13 protein-coding genes and 1 pseudogene are annotated in these 19,199 nt (G+C 70.3%); 6 read left to right on the top strand and 8 right to left on the bottom strand.

Annotated elements, in window-relative coordinates; translation table 11 throughout:
* Window positions 1-77: 77 nt before the first annotated feature.
* Window positions 78-1,733: an apolipoprotein N-acyltransferase gene (gene lnt / locus TR33_RS00290; protein WP_014909230.1), complete on the bottom strand. Its 1,656-nt coding sequence runs from the start codon at window positions 1,731-1,733 to the stop codon at window positions 78-80.
* A gap of 613 nt (window positions 1,734-2,346) precedes the next feature.
* On the opposite strand from lnt, the gene TR33_RS00295 reads away from it, so the two are divergent.
* From TR33_RS00295 to TR33_RS00305, 3 genes are all read left to right on the top strand, one after another.
* The gene (locus TR33_RS00295) at window positions 2,347-3,567 is read left to right on the top strand and encodes an ABC transporter ATP-binding protein (RefSeq protein WP_014913088.1); all 1,221 of its coding nucleotides are present in this window, start codon (window positions 2,347-2,349) and stop codon (window positions 3,565-3,567) included.
* A gap of 195 nt (window positions 3,568-3,762) precedes the next feature.
* Entirely contained in the window at window positions 3,763-5,859 is a 2,097-nt protein-coding gene (locus tag TR33_RS00300) for a prolyl oligopeptidase family serine peptidase (protein WP_041562235.1), read from the top strand.
* Window positions 5,860-6,129: 270 nt separating this feature from the next.
* Window positions 6,130-7,332, top strand: a complete 1,203-nt coding sequence (locus TR33_RS00305) for a JmjC domain-containing protein (protein WP_042280779.1) — start codon at window positions 6,130-6,132, stop codon at window positions 7,330-7,332.
* A 60-nt stretch (window positions 7,333-7,392) separates the two neighbouring features.
* Here TR33_RS00305 and TR33_RS00310 read toward each other — a convergent pair whose 3' ends face one another.
* Entirely contained in the window at window positions 7,393-8,187 is a 795-nt protein-coding gene (locus TR33_RS00310; protein WP_042280781.1) for a TetR/AcrR family transcriptional regulator, read from the bottom strand.
* A gap of 343 nt (window positions 8,188-8,530) precedes the next feature.
* Here TR33_RS00310 and TR33_RS00315 point away from each other — a divergent pair, with 343 nt between their 5' ends.
* Window positions 8,531-9,391 carry a (2Fe-2S)-binding protein gene (locus TR33_RS00315; RefSeq protein WP_014912510.1) on the top strand — a complete coding sequence of 287 codons (861 nt, stop codon included), beginning with the start codon at window positions 8,531-8,533 and terminating at the stop codon, window positions 9,389-9,391.
* Between the two features lie 7 nt (window positions 9,392-9,398).
* Here the strand turns inward: TR33_RS00315 and TR33_RS00320 are convergent, their stop codons facing one another.
* From TR33_RS00320 to panD, 3 genes and pseudogenes are all read right to left on the bottom strand, one after another.
* Window positions 9,399-10,100, bottom strand: coding sequence for a DUF4352 domain-containing protein (locus TR33_RS00320; protein ID WP_014908657.1), 702 nt, complete (start codon window positions 10,098-10,100; stop codon window positions 9,399-9,401).
* A 405-nt stretch (window positions 10,101-10,505) separates the two neighbouring features.
* Window positions 10,506-10,754: pseudogene (locus TR33_RS00325) on the bottom strand (hypothetical protein); the annotation flags it as partial.
* A gap of 129 nt (window positions 10,755-10,883) precedes the next feature.
* The gene (gene panD / locus TR33_RS00330) at window positions 10,884-11,288 is read right to left on the bottom strand and encodes an aspartate 1-decarboxylase (RefSeq protein WP_014912032.1); all 405 of its coding nucleotides are present in this window, start codon (window positions 11,286-11,288) and stop codon (window positions 10,884-10,886) included.
* 262 nt (window positions 11,289-11,550) lie between these two features.
* Between panD and TR33_RS00335 the strand changes: the two genes are divergently transcribed.
* On the top strand, window positions 11,551-12,672 hold the full coding sequence (locus TR33_RS00335; RefSeq protein WP_042280783.1) for a DNA alkylation repair protein: 1,122 nt from the start codon (window positions 11,551-11,553) through the stop codon (window positions 12,670-12,672).
* Between the two features lie 97 nt (window positions 12,673-12,769).
* Entirely contained in the window at window positions 12,770-14,125 is a 1,356-nt protein-coding gene (locus tag TR33_RS00340) for a flavin monoamine oxidase family protein (protein WP_042280785.1), read from the top strand.
* On the opposite strand, the gene TR33_RS00345 is transcribed toward TR33_RS00340, so the two are convergent.
* The 3 genes from TR33_RS00345 to tatC form a co-directional block, all read right to left on the bottom strand.
* Window positions 14,107-16,950: a DEAD/DEAH box helicase gene (locus TR33_RS00345; protein WP_042280787.1), complete on the bottom strand. Its 2,844-nt coding sequence runs from the start codon at window positions 16,948-16,950 to the stop codon at window positions 14,107-14,109. The genes TR33_RS00340 and TR33_RS00345 overlap by 19 nt on opposite strands.
* 12 nt (window positions 16,951-16,962) lie before the next feature.
* Complete coding sequence (locus TR33_RS00350; RefSeq protein WP_014908414.1) at window positions 16,963-17,859, bottom strand: diacylglycerol/lipid kinase family protein; 897 nt, start codon at window positions 17,857-17,859, stop codon at window positions 16,963-16,965.
* 297 nt (window positions 17,860-18,156) lie between these two features.
* Complete coding sequence (gene tatC, locus TR33_RS00355) at window positions 18,157-18,996, bottom strand: twin-arginine translocase subunit TatC (RefSeq protein WP_014908968.1); 840 nt, start codon at window positions 18,994-18,996, stop codon at window positions 18,157-18,159.
* Window positions 18,997-19,199 lie beyond the last annotated feature (203 nt).

Genomic DNA, 19,199 nt, shown 5'->3' on the forward strand with positions numbered 1-19,199 from the left:
TCGTGGGCCGGCTCGTTCGTCTCCCTCTAGGAGAGAACGCGCCCTCATGGTCAATGGTTCCCGGGTTCGGAACCCTCTCACCGTTCGATTCGCGCGCGTGAACGTCGGGTGATCACGGTGGAGGCGACGGCGGCGGCCAGACCGACCACCGCGAGCAGGGCCTCCGGGACCGCCCCGAGCCGCGTCGCGACGGTGGGCCCCTCCATCGCGGTCAGCTCGGCGACGTGGATATCGGGCTCGGCCTCGGGCGATCGGTAGGTCACCACCCCGTTCGGTTCGACCACGGCGCTGATGCCACTGGTGGAGACGACGATGGCGGGCCGCCCGTGTTCGACGGCACGCAGTCGGGTGATGGCCAACTGCTGGTCGGACTGGCCGGTGAAGTTGTAGTTGGCGTTGTTGGTGGGCACGACGATGATCTGTCCGCCGGCGGCCACGGACTCGCGGATCGGCGGGTCGAAGGCGACGTCGAAGCAGATGCCCACGGCCAGCGTGGTGTCGGCGATCTCCAACGCGCCGGGTTCGGTGCCGGGGATCGCGTCGGAGCTCACCTGCTCCAGCCGGGAGACGAACCGGGTGAAGAAGTCGCGGTAGGGGATGTACTCGCCGAAGGGGACGAGGTAACGCTTGTCGTAGGTGTCACCGGGGCCGGTCTCGGGGTCCCAGACCACACTCTGGACGTAACGGGTGCCGTCGTCGTTGAAGCGGCTCATCCCCCAGAGCAGGGGCACACCCGCGTCGTCCGCGGCCGCCTCGATGATCGCGGCGGCCTCCTCGTCGTGGAAGGGGTCGATGTCACTGGCGTTCTCCGGCAACAGGACCATGTCCGGCTCGGGGTACTCGCCCTCACGGACGGCCTCGGCGAGTTCGTGGACGCCGTCGGCGTGGTTGCGCAGGACCTGCATGCGCTCGCCGAGGACGGACATCTCGCCGGTGTTGGGCACGTTGCCCTGGACCATGCCGAGGGTGACGGTCCCGTCCGGGGCGGGTCGACCGATCGCGGGGGCGACCAGACCGCCCAGGACGATCGCCGCGGTGGTCGCCAGGCCCATGGCGGGCAGCAGGACCCGGGGGCGCCCCCGGGTCGCCACGGCCCGGATGAGGGTCCATAGGAGCATGGCTCCGGTGAGGGCGACGGCGAAGGTCACCAGCGGAGAGGAGCCGAGGGCGGCGTAGCCGGAGAAGGGCGTGTCCGGCTGGGCGAAGGCGAGCTTGCCCCAGGGGAAGCCTCCGAGCGGCCAGCGCGCGCGTACGGCCTCCTGGGCCACCCACAGGGCCGCGGTCCACAGCGGCCAGTAGGGCAGGCGGGCGACGGCGGCCAGGCCCGCGGCGAGGGGAAGGAAGTAGACGGTCTCGGCACCCGCGATGGCGAGCCACACGTCGACGCCGAAGACGCTCTGCCAATGGATGAGCGGGACCATGAGGGCTGCCCCGGACAGGGCTCCCAGCCAGAGGGCGCGGCGGGGTCGTGTCCCTCCGACCGCGAGCAGGAGCAGGGCCGCGCTGAGCGGCCCCAGCCACCACAGCCCGTAGGGCGGCAGGGCCAGGAGTTGGGCCAGTCCCGAGGTGGTGGCGACCAGCGCGCGCCAGAGGGGGTCGAGGCGACCCCAGCGGTACCCCGGGGACAGGGGGGACCATGTGGTCGCGCCCGCCCTCGATTCGGGCACGGTGGTGCCCCGCGAGGATCTTTCGGGGCTCGGGGCGGTGCCCGACCCCGTGTGCTCGGCAACCACGTGGGGTGCTCGCTTTCCGCCGGCGATGGAAGGGTGCTGACGGTCAGCATATTGGGGGGACGCGGAAAAGGCCCGAGCCACCCTTCGGACCGGCTCCGTCCCGTCGGCGGCGAGCTCGGAATACCGTTGTCTACTGGATGTTCGGGCCTTTTCCGGGTCCAACCCCCCGCCCGGTCGCGGTACTCCGCCCCTCACCCGATCCCAACTGCACCTGGCGCGTGATGCAGCGTCCGATCGGACGAGCGGGGGCCGCACAACCGGTCCGTCCAGTGCTGGACTGGTCGTTAGGTTACCCAGACTCTCCGACCTGTTGCCTCAACCCGGCGGCCGTGTCGTGGCCGTCGGTCGCGGAGGCGGCCGGTGAGCAAGCGATGAACCGTCGGCCAGGCTAACGCACCTGGGGCCGGCACGCCAGTTGACCACCGGTGATCGTCTCCTGGTCGCAACCAGATCGAAATCGACCCCGCTATGGACAATTCGATCAGAATCCTGTCTGATGTGATCAACGAATCGACCCGTTTCGATCAAGTTCGAACATCGGGTCGAGGTGGAGACCGAAGTCCCCTTCCCTCCTCCACCCCGTGCAGGCCACACCGATCGGGAGTTGAACACCATGGCGGAGATCGTCCTCGAGGGCGTCGACAAGATCTACGGCGGCGACGTCAAGGCCGTCGACAACCTGAACCTGAAGATCGAGGACGGCGAGTTCATGGTGCTCGTCGGCCCGTCCGGCTGCGGTAAGTCCACCGCGCTGCGCATGATCGCGGGCCTGGAGGAGATCTCCGACGGCACCCTGGTCATCGGCGACGAGATCGTCAACGACCGTCCGCCCAAGGACCGCGACATCGCGATGGTCTTCCAGAACTACGCGCTCTACCCCCACATGACCGTCGAGCAGAACCTCGCCTTCGGTCTGAAGCTGCGCAAGGTCGCCAAGTCCGAGATCGCCCGTCGCGTCAACGAGGCCGCCGGGATGCTCGGCCTGGAGCCCTACCTCAAGCGCAAGCCGGGCGCCCTCTCCGGTGGTCAGCGTCAGCGTGTGGCCATGGGTCGGGCCATCGTGCGCGAGCCACGCGCCTTCCTCATGGACGAGCCGCTGTCCAACCTGGACGCCAAGCTGCGCGTCCAGATGCGCGCCTCCCTGAACCAGCTCCACGAGCGTCTGGGCGTCACCACCGTCTACGTCACCCACGACCAGGTCGAGGCGATGACCCTCGGCGACCGGGTCGCGGTGCTGCGCGACGGTCGCCTCCAGCAGGTGGACACCCCCAAGCGTCTCTTCGACGCCCCGGTCAACCTGTTCGTGGCCGGCTTCATCGGCTCCCCCGCGATGAACTTCATCGACGCCGAGCTGGTCCGTGAGAACGACGAGGTCGTCCTGAAGTTCGCCGAGCACCGGCTCCCGGTCCCGGCCTCCGTCATCGACTCGCGGCCGAACCTGAGCGACTACGTCGGCCGCTCGCTGATCCTGGGCATCCGCCCCTCGGACTTCAGCGACGCCGAGCTCGACGGCAACGGCGACCCGCGCGTCGAGGTGACCGCCGAGGTCACCGAGGAGTTGGGCACCGAGATCAACGTGATCTTCAGCGTGAACGCTCCCCCGGTCCGCCACGAGGACGCCGCGGCCCTGGCCAAGGACGCCGCGGGCGACGACGAGGAGAGCGCCGAGGCCGGTCTGCCCCTCGGGGACGACCGCACCCAGTTCACCGCTCGGGTGAGCCCGCGCAGCTCCGTCAAGCCGGGCAGCACCATCAGCCTCGCGGTGGACGTCAGCCAGCTCCACTTCTTCGACCAGACGAGCGGTCTGGCCATCGGCCACCCCGACAACGTCTGATCCTCCCCTCCTGTAGCGACACGGGCGACGCCGGCCACGGCGTCGCCCGCCGTCGTTCGCGGGTCCCATGATCGGTCGATGGGCGGTCATCCCGGCAGGCAACCTCGACAAACCTTCCCCGAAGGTGACATTCAGGGCCCACCGGCGGGAGAGATCTCTTCCTTGACCGCCGTGTCACGGCGCTTGAACCATGTGATGGTGCGCAACCGAGCCCCCGGAGCCTCATCACCCTCACCGGACGTCGACACCCTGCACGGCAGGCCCGTCCCCGACCCCTACCGCTGGTTGGAGACGGCGGACTCCCCCGAGACCCTCCGTTGGCTTCGAGAGCGCTCCCTCGAATACGAGTTCGAGGCCTCCGGCTGGCCGTTGCGCGACCGGTTGGCCTCCCTCATCCGCGAGCTCGTGGCCACCGACCTGTGGACCCCACCGGTCCACCGGCCCGGGGCCGTGTTCGCCACCCTGCGCTCCGCCGGCGCCGAGCACCCGCGTCTGGTGGTGTTCGACACGACGGAGGGGGACGGTCCCCTCCGCCCCGAGGACGCCCGCACCGTCTACGACCCCTGCGTCGAGGACCCCACCGGACGTACCACCCTGGACGCGTGGGAGCCGGACCCCACGGGAACCCTGGTCGCCCTCCAGACCTCCTCGAACGGCGTGGAACGCGGTGGCCTGCGGGTCGTCCGGGTCTCCGACGGTTCTCCGGTGGGCCCCGAGGTGCCCGGCGTCCGCTACTCGCACGTGGCATGGGTCCCCGGCGACGAGCCCTTCTTCTACTACGTGCGCAGGGACGGCGCCCGAGGGGTACGCGGGGTATGGGGACGCCGGGTGGGCGACGGCTCCGAGACCCTCGTGCACGCCTGTTCCGGGGCGGGGACCGTGCCCGGTGTGCGGGTGCTCGGCGGACGGACGCTCCTGATCTCCGAGAGCCACGGCACCGGCCACCGCACCGACCTGTGGACGGCCGACCTGTCCGAGGATCCACCGGAGAGCCCGCGTACACGCCCCTTCCAGGTGGGCCACGAGGCCGAGACCGAGGTCCGGCGGGGACCGGACGGGCTGCTGTACCTGCGCACCACCCTGGGCGCCGCCCGACGTCGGGTCTGCGCGGCCCGCCCCGACGCCCCGGGCCCCGAACACTGGCGCGAGATCGTGCCCGAGGACGCCGGCGCGACCCTGGACGCGTTCTGTCCACAACCGACACCCGACGGCGGGACCGCCCTGTTCGTGGCCCGCACCCGCCTGGGGATCAGTGAGGCGGCCGTGCACGACGCCTCCACCGGAAGGCGCCTGTACCGGGTGGAGCTTCCCGGTGAGGGTATGGTCTCGACCCCGGTCGAAGCGCCGGACGGCACGGTACACCTGGGCTACGCCGACGTCGCCTCCCAGCAACGGGTGCTGAGCCTGCCCCCGGGTGAACGGACGCCCCTCCCCTGGCCCCCCGGCGGGCCCGCGGCCCCGGCCCGGCCCCGAGTGGAACGGAGCGTGCTGTGGAGCCGATCCCCGGACGGCACCCGTGTCCCGGTCACCGTCTTCGGACTCTCGGGACGTTCGGGCCCCGGCCCCACACTCCTGCACGCCTACGGCGGTTTCGGACGTCCCAGACAGTTCGGCTTCAGCGCCACCGTACTGGCCTGGCTGCTCCACGGCGGACGCTACGCGGTGGCCCACGTGCGCGGTGGGGGCGACGGGGGCCGTCACTGGCACCTGGAGGGCTCGGGGCGCAATAAGCCCAAGGCGGTCCGGGACCTGGTGGCCGCCGCCGACTCCCTGGTCGAGGGCGGCTGGTGCGCGCGCGACCAGTTGTGCCTCTCGGGCGGTTCGGCCGGAGGACTGCTCGTCCTGGCAGCCGCCACCGCCCGGCCCGACCTGTGCGCCGCGGTGATCGCCTCCGCGCCGCTCGCCGACATGGTCCGGTTCGAGCGAATGGGCCTGGGCCGGTTGTGGACACGCGAGTTCGGCAGCGTCTCCGATCCCGACGACTTCGCCGCGTTGATGTCCTACTCCCCCTACCACCGGGCTCTGGAGAGCGCCCTGCGCGCACCCGGACGCCCCCACCCGGAGATCCTGCTCACCGGATTCGCCGGGGACACCAGGACCGACGCCGCCCACCCGCGCAAGATGTGCGCCGCCCTGCTCGCGGCGGCCCCGCGCGAAGGGGGACGTCCACCCGCCCTGCTGCGTTACGAGCACGACGTCGGGCACGGCCCGCGCTCGGTCGGCAGGGCCGTCGGACTGGCCGCCGACGCCCACGCGTTCGCGGCCCACAGGACGGGGCTGGTCGGGCGTTGAACGCGCCCGGGACACCCCGGTTCATGAGGATCGATCACCCGTACAGAAAGCAGGTGCGATATGGACCCCATCGAGGTCGAGGTCGAGGACCTGGCGGAGGTGACCTCCCGCGACATCACGGCGGGCGGCGACAACGACGGCACCGACTCCAGCTCCGACTTCATCTGATCCGACCCGTCCGGTCCGGCGGCCTCGCCCCGGGCCGGACGGGTCCCCTCTCCCTTCGGCGTCCGCGCGCCCTCACACCCCTTCCCTTCCGAAAGGATCGCCGTGACCGAGCCCGGTCGTCTGTTCACCCGCGCCCTGTGCGACGTCGTGGGACGCGACGCCCTCACCACCCGGTTGTCGGAGGAGTTCGTCTTCGCCGACCTGGGGGCGGACGCCGTACGTTCCCTGTTCTCCCTGGAGGACCTGAACCGCCTGCTGGCCGTTTGCGCACCCGAACCGCCGCGTCTTCGTCTGCACCGGGACGGTTCACCGGTGCCGTTGGACCGCTACACCGATGTGGGGACCGCCTCTCGGGACACACGTCGGATCGTCCGACCCGAGTCGTTGTACCGAGAGCTGAGGGCCGGGGCCAGCCTGGTCCTGGACAGTGTGGACAGGATGCACGCCCCGGTGGGGGAGGCCGCCGACGACCTGATGCGGCTGGTACGCGAACGCGCGCAGGCCAATCTGTACCTGATCTGGGGCGAGTCCCGCGGGTTCGACACCCACTGGGACGACCACGACACGATGATCGTCCAGGTGGAGGGTTCCAAGCACTGGCAGGTGCACGGACCGGGCACCCGTCCGTTCCCGATGAAGAACGACACCGACCACGCGCACACCCCGCCGAGGGACGCCGACGGAGGACTCCACCTGGTCTGGGAGGGCGTGCTGCGTCCGGGGCAGGTGCTCCACGTTCCCCGCGGCTGGTGGCACACGGTGACCGGTACCGGCGAGATGAGCATGCATCTGACCTTCGGGTTCACGCGCGCGACCGGGATCGACTGGGCCGAGTCGCTGGTGCGGGGCCTGTACGAGGAGGAGGCGTTCCGCCGCGACCTGCCGCGGTTCGCCGACCCGGACACTCGCCGCAAGCACCGGCACGAACTGGTGTCGCGCCTGGTGGAGGCGGCCGAACGGGCCGACCTGGACGACTTCCTGGCCGAACGTGACGGACGTTTCCCCCGTCGGACCTCGTTCTCCCTTCCCTGGCCGGTCGAGGACGCCGTTCCCTCGGCCGGGTCACGGGTGGAGTTCGTGCCGATCCTGCCGCCGCCGATGATCCGGGAGGGCGGCAAGGTGGCGCTGACCGTGGCGGGGAAGCGGTACCGGCTGCCCGAGGTGACCGCTCCGGTGTTGGAGGCGATCGCCGAGCACAGGGAGGCGACCGTGGCGGAGCTGGCCGGACACGCGGGCGTGGAGGTCGAGGTGTGCGCCAAGGTGGTCGCCGTGTTGAGCCGCCATCACCTCGTCCTGATCCACTGATCCGAGGCGTGCGCGGGGCCGTGTCCGGTGGACCGGGCGCGGCCTCGTCGTGTCGGCGGGTCAGGGCGCGTCGCCACCGGCCTTCCTGTCGCGTACGTAGGCCTCGATCCCGTCGAGGATGCGTTGGATGGGGAAGTCGATGTCCTTCGCCGGTCCCGGGTCCGCGGTCTCGGTGGGCTCCTCTTCGAAGACGCCCTCTTCGAAGACCCGGGAGATCGTGGGGAACTCCCGCGGGTCGATGACCCGCCGCACGCTCTGCGCCCACATCCTCGTCGACTCCTCCAGGGACATGCCGCGTTCGGCGGCCGTACGCCGCATGTCGTTCTCTATCCGGAGAGCGTCGCGCAGGGTGCAGGCCAACAGCATGAGGGTCTGGATCGCCTCGTCCGCGCGCAGCCCCGAGGCGACGAGCTCACGGAGGCCGGCCTCCATCCACCTGAGTCCGTAGGGTCCTCCGGGCGGGCCGGACAAGGGGATGTGGACCGCCCACGGATGGGCCCGGTAGATGGTGATCGCGCTGCGGCACCACTCCTCCACCCCGGCCCGCCAGTCTCCGTCGGTACGGGGTTCGGGCACCGGCATGCCCTTGACGGCCGCGTCGGACATCAGGGCGAGCAGGTCCTCCTTGCTGTCCACGTGCCGGTACAGGGACATGGTGGTGTAACCGAGCTCCTTGGCCACACGCTGCATGGAGACGCCCTCCAACCCCTCGGCGTCGGCCAGCGCGATCGCGGTGTCCACGATCGCCTCCCGGCTGAGCTTCGGTCTGGGGCCGCGCCTGGGGGCCTCCTTCAGCCCCCAGAGCAGTTCGATCTCCCGGGCGAACCCGGGCGTCGGCTGTCGCTCGCTCGTCATGTCCCACCAGTCGTCGGTACCGCTTCGAGACCGCCGGTCGGGCCGGACGGGCCCGTTCCCCGTCTTCGTCCGTCGACACCCATCCTAGAACCGTGTACCACGCACACAGATATATGGGAGGACCGACGGACGCCTCGGCCCCGAACCCTCCGAAAGCGCCCTACCTGGACATCGAGACGCCACTTTTCGGCAAACACGTTCCGTCACCGATTGCCCCGGGAATCTTCGTTAGGGTAGCCTCACTTAAGCAGGCGTGGGGTTACCCGCCTCCCGGCGGCCCCGCGGCCATCACATCCGCCGGAGACGACACGGTCCCACCACGCGACGAAGGGCAGGTTCCGCGGTGTCACCAGATCCACTCGACGCGCTCCGCTCCGTCTGCGCACGATTGAAGTTCGCTCCCCTGCCCGAACTGCTGGACCTGGCCGAACTCCACCGCCGTCCCACGATCCGCACGGAGTACCACAGCGTCGCCTCACTGGTCGAGGAGGGGCATCTGCCGGTCCTGTTCGACAAACTGCGGACCGAACACGGCCCCGGTCACCGCCTGCCCGCCGCCACCAACCTGCTCCGGGTCACCCTGCGCGAGCCGATCTTCCTGGTGGCGTCCTCGCTGTACCTGACGGGCCGAGCCCCGCTGCTCGCCCCGGACACGCTCCGCCTGCCCTGGAACCTCTCCCACTCGCGCTTCGAGACCCCGATCGTGGTCGACGCCCGCACCGTGGTCCTGCCCGACGACCCCGCCGCCGACCACCCCGACACCCTGGTCGCCCGAGACGAGGCCGAACAGATCCGGCTGACCGCCGAGGCCCTGTTCGCCACCGTCGAGCCGCTGGTGGAGGCGCTGCACGCGCACTCGCGGGCGGGGAAGCGCACCCTGTGGGGGTGGGTGCTCGACACCCTGCACTTCTACATGCTCAACCCGGCCCGTTACCTGGGCCGGGACGCCGAACAGGCCTGGGAGCTGGCCACCCGCCTGGGCGACGCGGTGATCGCCGCCGGCGCCGTCACCCGCAGGCGTCCCCGTCTGTTCCCCTTCGCGCCGGACCACCCCCAGGGCACCTGGGCCGTCCGCGGCACCTGCTGCTTCGACTACAAGGGCGACCCGGAGCACGGCTACTGCACCACCTGCCCGCTCAAGTGCGACGGCGAACGCCGGCAGGACCTGAACGAATGGCTGCGCGACCCCGCGTTGGCGCCCTGACCCCGCCTCATTCGACCGGTACCTCCACCGGGATGGTGTGGAAGGGCTCGAAGACGACGCTCTCCGGTTCGACCGTTCCCTCCACGGTGATCACCCCTTCGGCGTTCTGACCCGACTCCAGGGTCTGCACGCTGATCTCCCGCGCGTCCATCGCGATGGCGTCGCCCGGGGCGTGCTCCTCCCCCGAGGTGTCCACGACCGTGAAGTAGAGCGGGTTGACGTCCAGCGAGCGCTCCCCGTCGTTGGTGATCCGCACCCGGACGCTGGTGAACTCGCCCTCCACGTACAGCGAACTGGGCTGGAAGTCGGTCGAGGAGGCGTCCAGGGTGGCGTTCGAAGGGGTCTCCTCGCCCCGGGGGTCCTCCTGCACCCCTTCTCCCGGTCCGACCGGGCCGCCGGGCCCCTCGGGCGAGCCCGTCCCGGACATGAAGATCATCACCGCCCCGCATCCACCCAGGACCAGGAGCAACAGGAGCAGAACCCCGCATCCGATACCGAGGATCTTGCCCCAAGGAGTGGGAGGGACCGGGGGCGGGCCGGAGAAGCCGCTCCCCCGGCCTTCGTATCCGCCGCGATTCCCGTAGGCGTAGGGGGTGTCCGGGTAACCTCCCTGGCCCGGCGGATAGCCGGAGTTCTCGTAGCCGGCCCCGCCCGGCCCGTTGGGCCCCTCCGAGAGCTCTCCGGTCTCCTCTCCCCGGGGAGGTCGCATCGTGGGCCGCCCTCCGGAACCCTCCGTCCCGGAGGGCGGTCCCGGCGCGGCGCCCCCATATCCGGAAGGGTCGTGGTACGGGTCGCCCGGCCCGTCCGAGCGCGGCGGTTCCCCCGGTGGTCGGGAGCCTCCGCCGAACGGGTCTCCCGGGTCCCCCGGCCGCCACTCCTCGGGCGGATGGTGGTTCACCGGATCCTCTCCCGGCCGCCCCTCGGGCCCCTCTTCGGGCTCCCGATCGCTCACTGAGAACACCCCTTCGTCCGGTGTGACGGCCCGCCCGGACCGACGAGCCCCCGAAACCGCACGTTAACCGCCACAAGAGGGGGTTCGGGGAAGGTCCGGGGGTGTTTCCGGTAAAGGTCCGGATGTGTACCGTCGTGGGCCGGGCGAACGGGCGCCTCGGGATCGCCCGTAGCGCCAACGCAGGAAGTCGTGTTCACGCTCGACGTAGCGCATCACGCTGTAGAGCGCCTCGGGATCGCCCGCGTCGACGACCACGCCGGCCTCCGGGATCACCGGCCAGCAGGCGAAGGCCCAGAAGCGGCGGCTGTGGACCCCCCAGAGGACGACCCACGCCCCCTGTTTCTGCCATTCGATGTGCTCGGCGACCCGGCGCCGTTCCTCGTCCTGTTCCTCCATGGCGCCCCTGGGCATACCCGGACGAGGATGGGCCGATCCGGCCGGAATCGGCCAGTAAGAGGGACTTGTCGCGAGCGCGTCCCTCACCTCGGAGAACACGAACGCCCGCGCGTCCACGCGGGCGTTCGAAAGAGGCGGGAGAGGTCAGCGACCGGCGATCTGGTCGCTTCCGGGGACCGGCTCGGCGGGGTCGTTGCCCAGGGCGACGATCCGGTTGTCGCCGTCCACGTGGACGATGTGCTGGACGTGGTCGGCCCGCTCCTTCTCGTCCACCTGGGCGTAGCCGATGATGATGACCAGGTCGCCGGGTCGGACCAGGTGGGCGGCGGCCCCGTTGATCCCGATGACACCGCTGCCCCGCTCCCCCACCAGTGCGTAGGTGACCAGACGGTTGCCGTTGTCGATGTCGACGATGTGGACCTGTTCGCCGTCGACGATGTCGGCGGCCTCCATCAGGTCGGCGTCGATGGTGACCGAACCCACGTAGTGCAGGTCGGCCTGGGTGACCGTGGCGCGGTGGATCTTGCCGTTCATGAGGGTGCGCAGCACAGCTCAAGCCTCGTTTCAGGGTGACTTACGGAGTACAGGCCCCGGTGGGGTCCCGTGCCTCTCCCATGATGACGCCCCATACGAACCGTTTCGCACACCGGGGCGCCACTACGCCCTCCAACGTCACTCTCATCACGCTTGTTCCGTTCCGTCGGCGCGGGTGCGAGGCACGGCGCGGATGTCCGAGGTCTGCTGTTCGATGGCGGGGGGCCGTTCGCGCCCCGGCCCCGTGCGGGCCTCCCCTTCGAAAGAGAGCAGGACGATGTCCGGAGAGTACGGCCTGAAGAAGCACTTCACCGGAGAGACCGCCTTCATCCTGGGCGAGGGGATCCGGACGGCCCTGCCCGGGTTCGACACCGCGGGTTACGCGGTCGAGGTCGACCGTCGGGTCCCCGACCTGGAATTGAAGGACCGTGTGCTGGTCCTGTGCGAAGGACTGCGTTCACGCCTTCCCGACTCCTATCCGAAGGCCCTGGACATCCTGCGCGGCACCCTGGTCGAGGAGCTCTCCGAGGGCCGGGGGATGTTCAAGACGAGCTGGTTCCTGATGCCGGTCGCCCGTTACGTGGAGGAGTACGGCCTGGACCACCCCGAGGAGTCCCTGGACTTCCTGGAGGAGGTGACCCGCTGCCACACCGCCGAGTACGCCGTCCGGCCGTTCGTCACCCACCACCGTGAGATCACGATGGCCCGCTTCGCCCGCTGGGCGGTCGACCCCGGCCACAACGTGAGAAGGTTGGCGAGCGAGGGGATCCGGCCACGGCTGCCCTGGGCGGGCACGCTCCCCTTCTTCGTCGAGGACCCCTCCCCCGTCCTGGAGATCCTGGAGCACCTGCGCGCCGACCCTTCGAACTACGTGCGCACCTCGGTCGCCAACAACCTGAACGACATCTCCAAGGACCACCCCGACCTCGCCCTGGCCACCGCCCGGCGTTGGCTCCGGGAGAGCCCGGTCCCCGAGACCCGGTGGATCGTGAAGCACGCCCTGCGGACCCTGGTCAAGAAAGGGGACCAGGAGGCCCTCGCCCTGCTCGGCAACACCGGAGGCGAACACATCGGGGTCCATGACCTGACGGTACGGCCGGCCGCGATCCGCCTCGGCGACACCGTCACCCTGCGCTTCGCCGTCGAGAACACCGATACGCGTCCACACCGGGTGACCGTCGACTACGTCGTCCACCACGTACGCGAGAACCGTCGGCCGATCCCCAAGGTCTTCAAGCTCACCGAACTCGAACTCGCCCCCGGCGAGACCCGGCACCTGGAGAAGGCGCACACGATCCGCCCGATCAGCACCCGCCGGTACCACCCGGGCGAGCACCCGGTCGAGATCCAGGTCAACGGCCTCCCCCTGGCCCGGGACGGTTTCGAACTCCTCCCGTGAGAGGGGCCTTCCGCGTGTGAGAGGAGGCGCGGCCCCCGTCCCGTGTGAGGATCGTCCCGAGACGCCGCGGGGGCGTGCGAGGGACGGGGGCCCGACAGTGCTGGAACGACACCGACACCACGACGTGATCGTGATCGGCGCGGGTTTCGCCGGACTCGGCGCGACCCGCGACCTGCTCCGGGCGGGGGCGTCCGTGCAGCTCCTGGAGGCCCGGGGCAGGGTCGGTGGGCGCGCCTTCACCCGCTACCTCTCCGACGGCACCCAGTTGGACCTGGGCGGACAGTGGATCGGCCCCACCCAGGAGCTGATCCTGGAGCTCGTGGAGCACTACGGGGTCGAGACCTATCCGACCCCTCGGATCGGCGACCCGGTGGTCGACATGGGCGGGGAGCGTCTCACCTCGCCTCCGACCGAGGTCGACGCCCTGCTGGAGGACATCGACCTCCTGGCCCTCCAGGTCACCCCCGAACGTCCGTGGGACGCGCCCGAGGCCCGCGCCTGGGACCAACAGACCTTCGCCTCCTGGCTGGTCGGCACCGAGTACTCCGAGACGACCATCCGCTACGTGGCCCGGATCGTCTCCGGCGGACTGCTCGCGGGAGCCCCGTCCGAGGCCTCGCTCCTGGAGACGCTCTTCTACATCGCCTCCGCCGGCGGGATCCGACCGCTACTGGGCTACGAGGGCGGTGCCCAACAGACCAGGATCACCGGCGGCGCTCAGATCGTCGCCGAGCACATGGCCTCCGACCTGCCACCCGGGGTGCTGCGTCTGAACGAGCCCGTGACCTCGGTGGAGTACGGCTCCACCGACGCCCGGGTCACCACGACCACCCACGCCTACACGGCCGATCGGGTGATCGTCGCACTGCCGCCCACCCTGGCCGCGCGCCTGCGCTTCGACCCGGCCCTGCCCCCGCTCAACGACGGGGCCCTGCAACGGACCCCGGCCGGCAGCGCCCTGAAGGTGCACGCGATCCACTCGGAGCCGTTCTGGCGCGATCAGGGCCTGTCCGGTGTGTCCACCTCGGCGACGGGAGTGCTGACCGAGACCGTCGACAACACGCCTCCGGGCGGACCGAGTGCGGTCCTGACCGGGTTCGTCTACGGGGAGGAGGCGGTGCTCCTGCGCGCTCGCCCCTTGGAGGAACGGCGCCGTATCGTCCTGGAGCGGATGGCCGATCTGTTCGGCGACCGGGCCCGCTCGCCGGAGGACTACGTGGAGTTCGACTGGATGGGCGAGCAGTGGACCCGCGGCTGCTTCTCCGGCCACATGGTGCCCGGCACCACCGTCACCTTCGGCCCGGCCCTGCGCACCCCGGTGGAGGTGGTGCACTGGGCCGGAACCGAGACGGCCACCCGCTGGAACGGGTACTTCGACGGCGCCCTGTCCTCGGGGCGCCGCGCGGCGGCCGAGGTCAGGGCCTCACTCGACGATCAGGTCAGCGAGGAGTAGGCCACCACGCCCCGGCGTACCAGGTCGGCGGCCTTACGGGCGTTGGACCTGACCTGCTGGTCGGTGGCGGCCACGGCGATCTGCCCGAGCATGTCGACGAGCATCTTGGCGGTGCGCACGAAGTCGCCCGCCGTCATCTCGGTCCGACTCAGGATCGCGTCGAGGCGGTCGCCCCGGGCCCAACGGTGGGCGGTCCACACGAAGCCCAGGTCGGGTTGGCGCAGGAACGACACCCGGTGACGGGTCTCCACCTCGTTGAGCTCGCCCCACAGACGCAGCATCTCCTGGAGCGCCTCCTCCACGCGTCCCTCGGGGACACGGGGGTAGGGGTCGTCTCCACGCCTGGCCTCGTAGACCAGGGAGGCGGCGACGGCGGCCATGTCCACGGGGGTGAGGTCCTTCCACACCCCGCGGCGCAGGCACTCGGCGACCAACAGGTCCAGCTCCGAGTAGATCTTGGCCAGCCGGCCGCCGTCCTCGGAGACGGAGTCCCCGGAGAGGTACTCCAGGTCCTCCAGGACGCCGCACACCCGGTCGAAGGTGCGGGAGATGACGTGCGACCGCCCCTCCACCCTGCGACGCAGCGCGTCCGTGTCCTTCTTCGTCCGGTGGTAGCGCTCGGCCCAGCGGGCGTGCTCCTCGCGATCCGCGCAACCGTGGCAGGGGTGCGCCCGGAGTTCCGCGCGCAACCGCTTGACCTCGGAGTCCTCTCGGTCTCCCCGGTCCCGGCCCCGCTCGTAGGTGGGCTCGGTGCCCTGTTCCTTGAGCTTGTTGCGCAGGGTCGAGGCCAGGTCCTGCCGCGAGCGCGGCGACTTGGCCGAGAACGATTTGGGGATGCGCATCCGCCCCGACGCCCGCACCGGGACGGTGAAGTCGCCGGAGTTGATCCGCTTGACCTGCTTGTCCACCGTCAGGACCAGGGGCGCGGGCAGGTCATGGCGCAGCCCCGGGTCCAGCACGACCGCGTGTCCGGAGTAGCGCCCCGAGGGGATCCGGATGATGTCGCCCGGACGCAACGCCTCCAGGCTCTCCAGGGCCTCGTCACGACGGCGGATCGAGCGGGTCTTGGCCAGAGACGACTCACGGTCGCTCAGGGCGCGCCGAAGCCCGGCGTACTCCATGAAGTCGCCCAGGTGGCACTCGGCGGCCCGGGCGTACCCCTCCAGGGCCTCCTCGTGCTTGCGCAGCTTCTTGACCAGGCCCACCACGGCCCGGTCGGCCTGGAACTGGGCGAAGGAGGCCTCCAGCATGGCCCGGCTACGGCGCCGGCCGACCTGGCCGACCAGGTTGACCGCCATGTTGTAGGAGGGCTGGAAGCTGGAGTTGAGCGGGTAGGTGCGGGTTCCGGCCAGACTGGCCACGGACTCCGGGTCGGTGCCGGCCTGCCAGATGACGACCGCGTGGCCCTCCACGTCGATGCCGCGTCGGCCGGCACGCCCGGTGAGCTGGGTGTACTCGCCCGGTGTGAGGGACGCGTGGGTCTCGCCGTTCCACTTGTCGAGCTTCTCGATGACCACGGTGCGCGCCGGCATGTTGATGCCCAGCGCGAGGGTCTCGGTGGCGAACACCGCCCGGATCAGCCCTCGGGAGAACAGGTGCTCCACGACCTCCTTGAACGTGGGCAGCATGCCCGCGTGGTGAGAGGCGATCCCCGACTCCAGGGCGCGCAGCCAGGAGTCGAAGCCGAGCACGTTCAGGTCGGCGCGCGGGATGTCGGCGCAGCGGCTCTCCGCGTACTCGCGGATGACGTCGGCCTCGTCCGGGGTGGTGAGCACCAGCCCGGAGGCCACGCACTGACGGACGGCGTCGTCGCACCCGGCCCGGCTGAAGATGAAGGTGATCGCCGGGAGCAGCCCCTCGGCGTCCAGCTCCTCGATGATCATGGGCCGGCTGGGCGGGGCGAAGCGGGTGCGCGGGCGCACGTTGCCCCGGGCCCGGGACTGCGGGTGGCGCCGCCGGTTGGCGAGCTGGGTCGTACGCGCGTCCTCCTCGGCGGCGCGGGACAGGAACGGGTTGATCAGGAGCGTGCGTCCACCCACCCTGATCTCCCGGGGGCGCTGCTGGTGGGAACGGCGGCGTTCGCGTTTGCGCCTGCTCCGTCCGCCCTCGGACCCCTCGTCGCCCTCCTCGGTGGACTCCGCCTCCTGGTCGACGAACAGGTCGTGCATGCGCTTGCCCACCATGACGTGCTGCCACAGCGGGACGGGGCGTTTCTCGTCGACGATGACGGTCGTGTCGCCGCGGACCTGCTGGAGCCATTCGCCGAACTCCTCGGCGTTGCTGACCGTGGCGGACAGGGCGACCATCCGCACCGACTCGGGCAGGTGGATGATCACCTCCTCCCAGACCGCGCCGCGGAAGCGGTCGGCGAGGTAGTGCACCTCGTCCATGACCACGTACGCGAGCCCGCCCAGGGTGGAGGACCCCTCGTACAGCATGTTGCGCAGCACCTCGGTGGTCATCACCACCACGGGAGCCTCGCCGTTGACGCTGTTGTCACCGGTCAGCAGACCGACCTGTTCGGCGCCGTACCGTGCGACCAGGTCGTTGTACTTCTGGTTGGACAGGGCCTTGATCGGGGTGGTGTAGAAGCACTTGGTGCCCTCGTTCAGGGCCAGGTGCACGGCGAACTCCCCGACCACGGTCTTACCCGAACCGGTGGGAGCGGCGACCAGCACCCCGTGTCCGCCCTCCAGGGCCTTGCAGGCCTTGATCTGGAAGGGGTCGAACTCGAAGCCGTAGAGCCCTTGGAAGGCCTCGATGGCGGCGCTGGACGCGCTCTGGCGCCGACGGAAGGCGGCGTACCGCTCAGCGTGACTACTCATAGGTCTCTCAGACTATGAGGTCGGCTCCAACATCTCGACCGCTTTAGGCACCACCTGGCACATCAGGGGCGTGGGCCCCATACGTTCACCGTCCGCGTAGGCGATCCCGGCGTCTCCACGAACGGTGACACTGCTCCCGCGTTCCACACGGACCTCCTCCAGCTCCACGTGGGATCCCTTGAGGATCCTGGGGAAGTGGCGGACGAAGCGGGAGAGCGGGGCCTCGCGGATCAGGACCACGTCGAGGAGGCCGTCGTCGGGTTCGGCCCCGGCGCACATCTTCAGGCCGCCGCCGTAGGAGTCGGTGTTGCCGACCGCCACGAGCATGCCGCGTTCGCTGATCCGTCTGCCGTCGATGTCGATCTCGAAGTCGATGGGATCGAAGGAGCGCGTCTCGGCCACGATCCCGTACAGGTAACCGGCCCGACCCATGCCGAAGCGCAGACCGTTGACCCTCTCGTTGACACGGGCGTCGAAACCGCAGGCCAGGACGCTCATGTAATAGCGTCTCCCGCCGTCGGGCAGGGTCAGCCGGATGACGTCGCTGGAGCGGGTGCGTCCGGCCAGGATCGTCTCGGCCGTCCGACGGGCGGAGGTGTGCCGCGAGCCGAAGGCCCGGGCGATGTCGTTGCCGCTGCCGGCCGGGACGACCGCCAGGGGCACTCCACTGCCCACCACCGCCTGGAGTGCCTGGTGTACCAGGCCGTCACCGCCCACCGCCACCAGGGCGTCGGGACGGTCGGAGACGGCCAGCCGGGCCAGGCGGCGGCTGTCGGCGGCCGAACGGCCCGTATAGACGTGCACGCGGGCTCCGGCCGCGCGCAGGGCCTCCTTGAGCCGGACCGCGATGACGGCGGCGCGACGTCGACCGGAGGCCGGGTTGACAAGAAGGGCGATATGAGGGGACATATGCCTGTCCTTAGCTACCCAGGGCTGGGATGCGGGATGTGACTGGGGGCGAGTGAGGTACCCGCACACCCTCGCGCCCGGATGTGCGTACCGATTCGGGGATCCTCGGCCGAGACCTCCCGATCGGCCTCCTCACGTTGGCGGCGATGGTACTCCCCCATCGTCACGGACGAGGAGGCGCCCGTCCACACCGGGTCGACGACATGCCGCTCGTCGCTCCCGGGGCGGCGTTCCTCCGCCCCTGGACCCGAACACTAGCGCGTGCGGCGTCGCGCCACACCGCTTCGCGAGGAACGCTCAGGCGCCCTTGCCGCCGCTCTCACCCGAACCGGTGTCCTCGAGTTCTCCCAGGTCGGAGGGGCGGTCATCGAGTTCGGAGATCTCGTCGTCGCCCAACTCGGAGGTGGGATCGCTCTTGCGCCGGCGGCGGTCGTTGAGGAAACAGAACAGCTCGGCGATCTCGAACAGCACCACCAGGGGGATGGCCAGCGCCAGCATGGAGATCGGCTCGGCCGGGGTGACGATCGCGGCGACGAGGAAGGCGCAGAAGATGATGACGCGACGCCACTTGGCGAGGGTCGCGTGTTCGAGGAGCCCTAGGATGTTGAGCAGCGCCACCAGCAGCGGCATGATGAAGCCGAGCCCGAACATGCCCATCATGATGAGCATGTAGTTCAGGTACTCCCCGATGGTCAGATAGGGGTCGGCGTCCTGGGGCAGGAAGCCGAAGAGCATCTGCAAGGCCAACGAGGTGATCGTGTAGGCCAGGGCCGCGCCGAGGATGAACAGCATCGCGGCCAGCGGGGCGAAGATGTAGGCGTACTTCTTCTCGTTCTTGTGCAGCGCGGGGGCGACGAAGGCCCACAGCTGGTAGAGCCACAGCGGCGTGGTGGCGAGGGCCCCGAAGAACAACCAGACCTTGAAGGCGACGAAGAAGCCGTCGAAGGGACCGGTGACGATGAGGGAGCAGCCACCGCCGTCCACGACCTGGGAGGCCGGCAGCGAGCAGTAGGGCTCGGTGAGGAAGGCCCAGATCCGGTCGTAGAACACGAAACCGAGCACGGCGCCCAGCAACAGGATGACCAGGACCTTGGCCAGACGGTTGCGCAGCTCGCGCAGATGGTCCATGAGCGGCATCCGGGCGTCCGGGTTGGCTGTTCGCCCTCGGGGGCTCATCGTCTGGTCACTCTCTTCTCATCCCGGCCCGCCCACGCGGGCCCCGTCTGCCACGAACGTCCGGGGCGGCGCCCAAGCGACACGGCGCCATCCCACCGGTAGGGGGTCCTGGAGACGTCGGCCGGCGGAACCGTCGCCCGCCCGAGGACACCGCCACGGCCTTG

It is taken from the genome of Nocardiopsis alba, assembly GCF_000710955.1.
Classification (GTDB): Bacteria; Actinomycetota; Actinomycetes; order Streptosporangiales; family Streptosporangiaceae; genus Nocardiopsis; species Nocardiopsis alba.

Excerpts from the sequence above, each read along its gene's own strand:
- TR33_RS00310 (WP_042280781.1), bottom strand. The coding sequence starts at position 8,187 with ATGACGAGCGAGCGACAGCCGACGCCCGGGTTCGCCCGGGAGATCGAA.
- TR33_RS00300 (WP_041562235.1), top strand. The coding sequence starts at position 3,763 with ATGGTGCGCAACCGAGCCCCCGGAGCCTCATCACCCTCACCGGACGTC.
- TR33_RS00335 (WP_042280783.1), top strand. The coding sequence starts at position 11,551 with ATGTCCGGAGAGTACGGCCTGAAGAAGCACTTCACCGGAGAGACCGCC.
- TR33_RS00320 (WP_014908657.1), bottom strand. The coding sequence starts at position 10,100 with ATGCGACCTCCCCGGGGAGAGGAGACCGGAGAGCTCTCGGAGGGGCCC.
- tatC (WP_014908968.1), bottom strand. The coding sequence starts at position 18,996 with ATGCCGCTCATGGACCATCTGCGCGAGCTGCGCAACCGTCTGGCCAAG.
- TR33_RS00295 (WP_014913088.1), top strand. The coding sequence starts at position 2,347 with ATGGCGGAGATCGTCCTCGAGGGCGTCGACAAGATCTACGGCGGCGAC.
- TR33_RS00350 (WP_014908414.1), bottom strand. The coding sequence starts at position 17,859 with ATGTCCCCTCATATCGCCCTTCTTGTCAACCCGGCCTCCGGTCGACGT.
- TR33_RS00345 (WP_042280787.1), bottom strand. The coding sequence starts at position 16,950 with ATGAGTAGTCACGCTGAGCGGTACGCCGCCTTCCGTCGGCGCCAGAGC.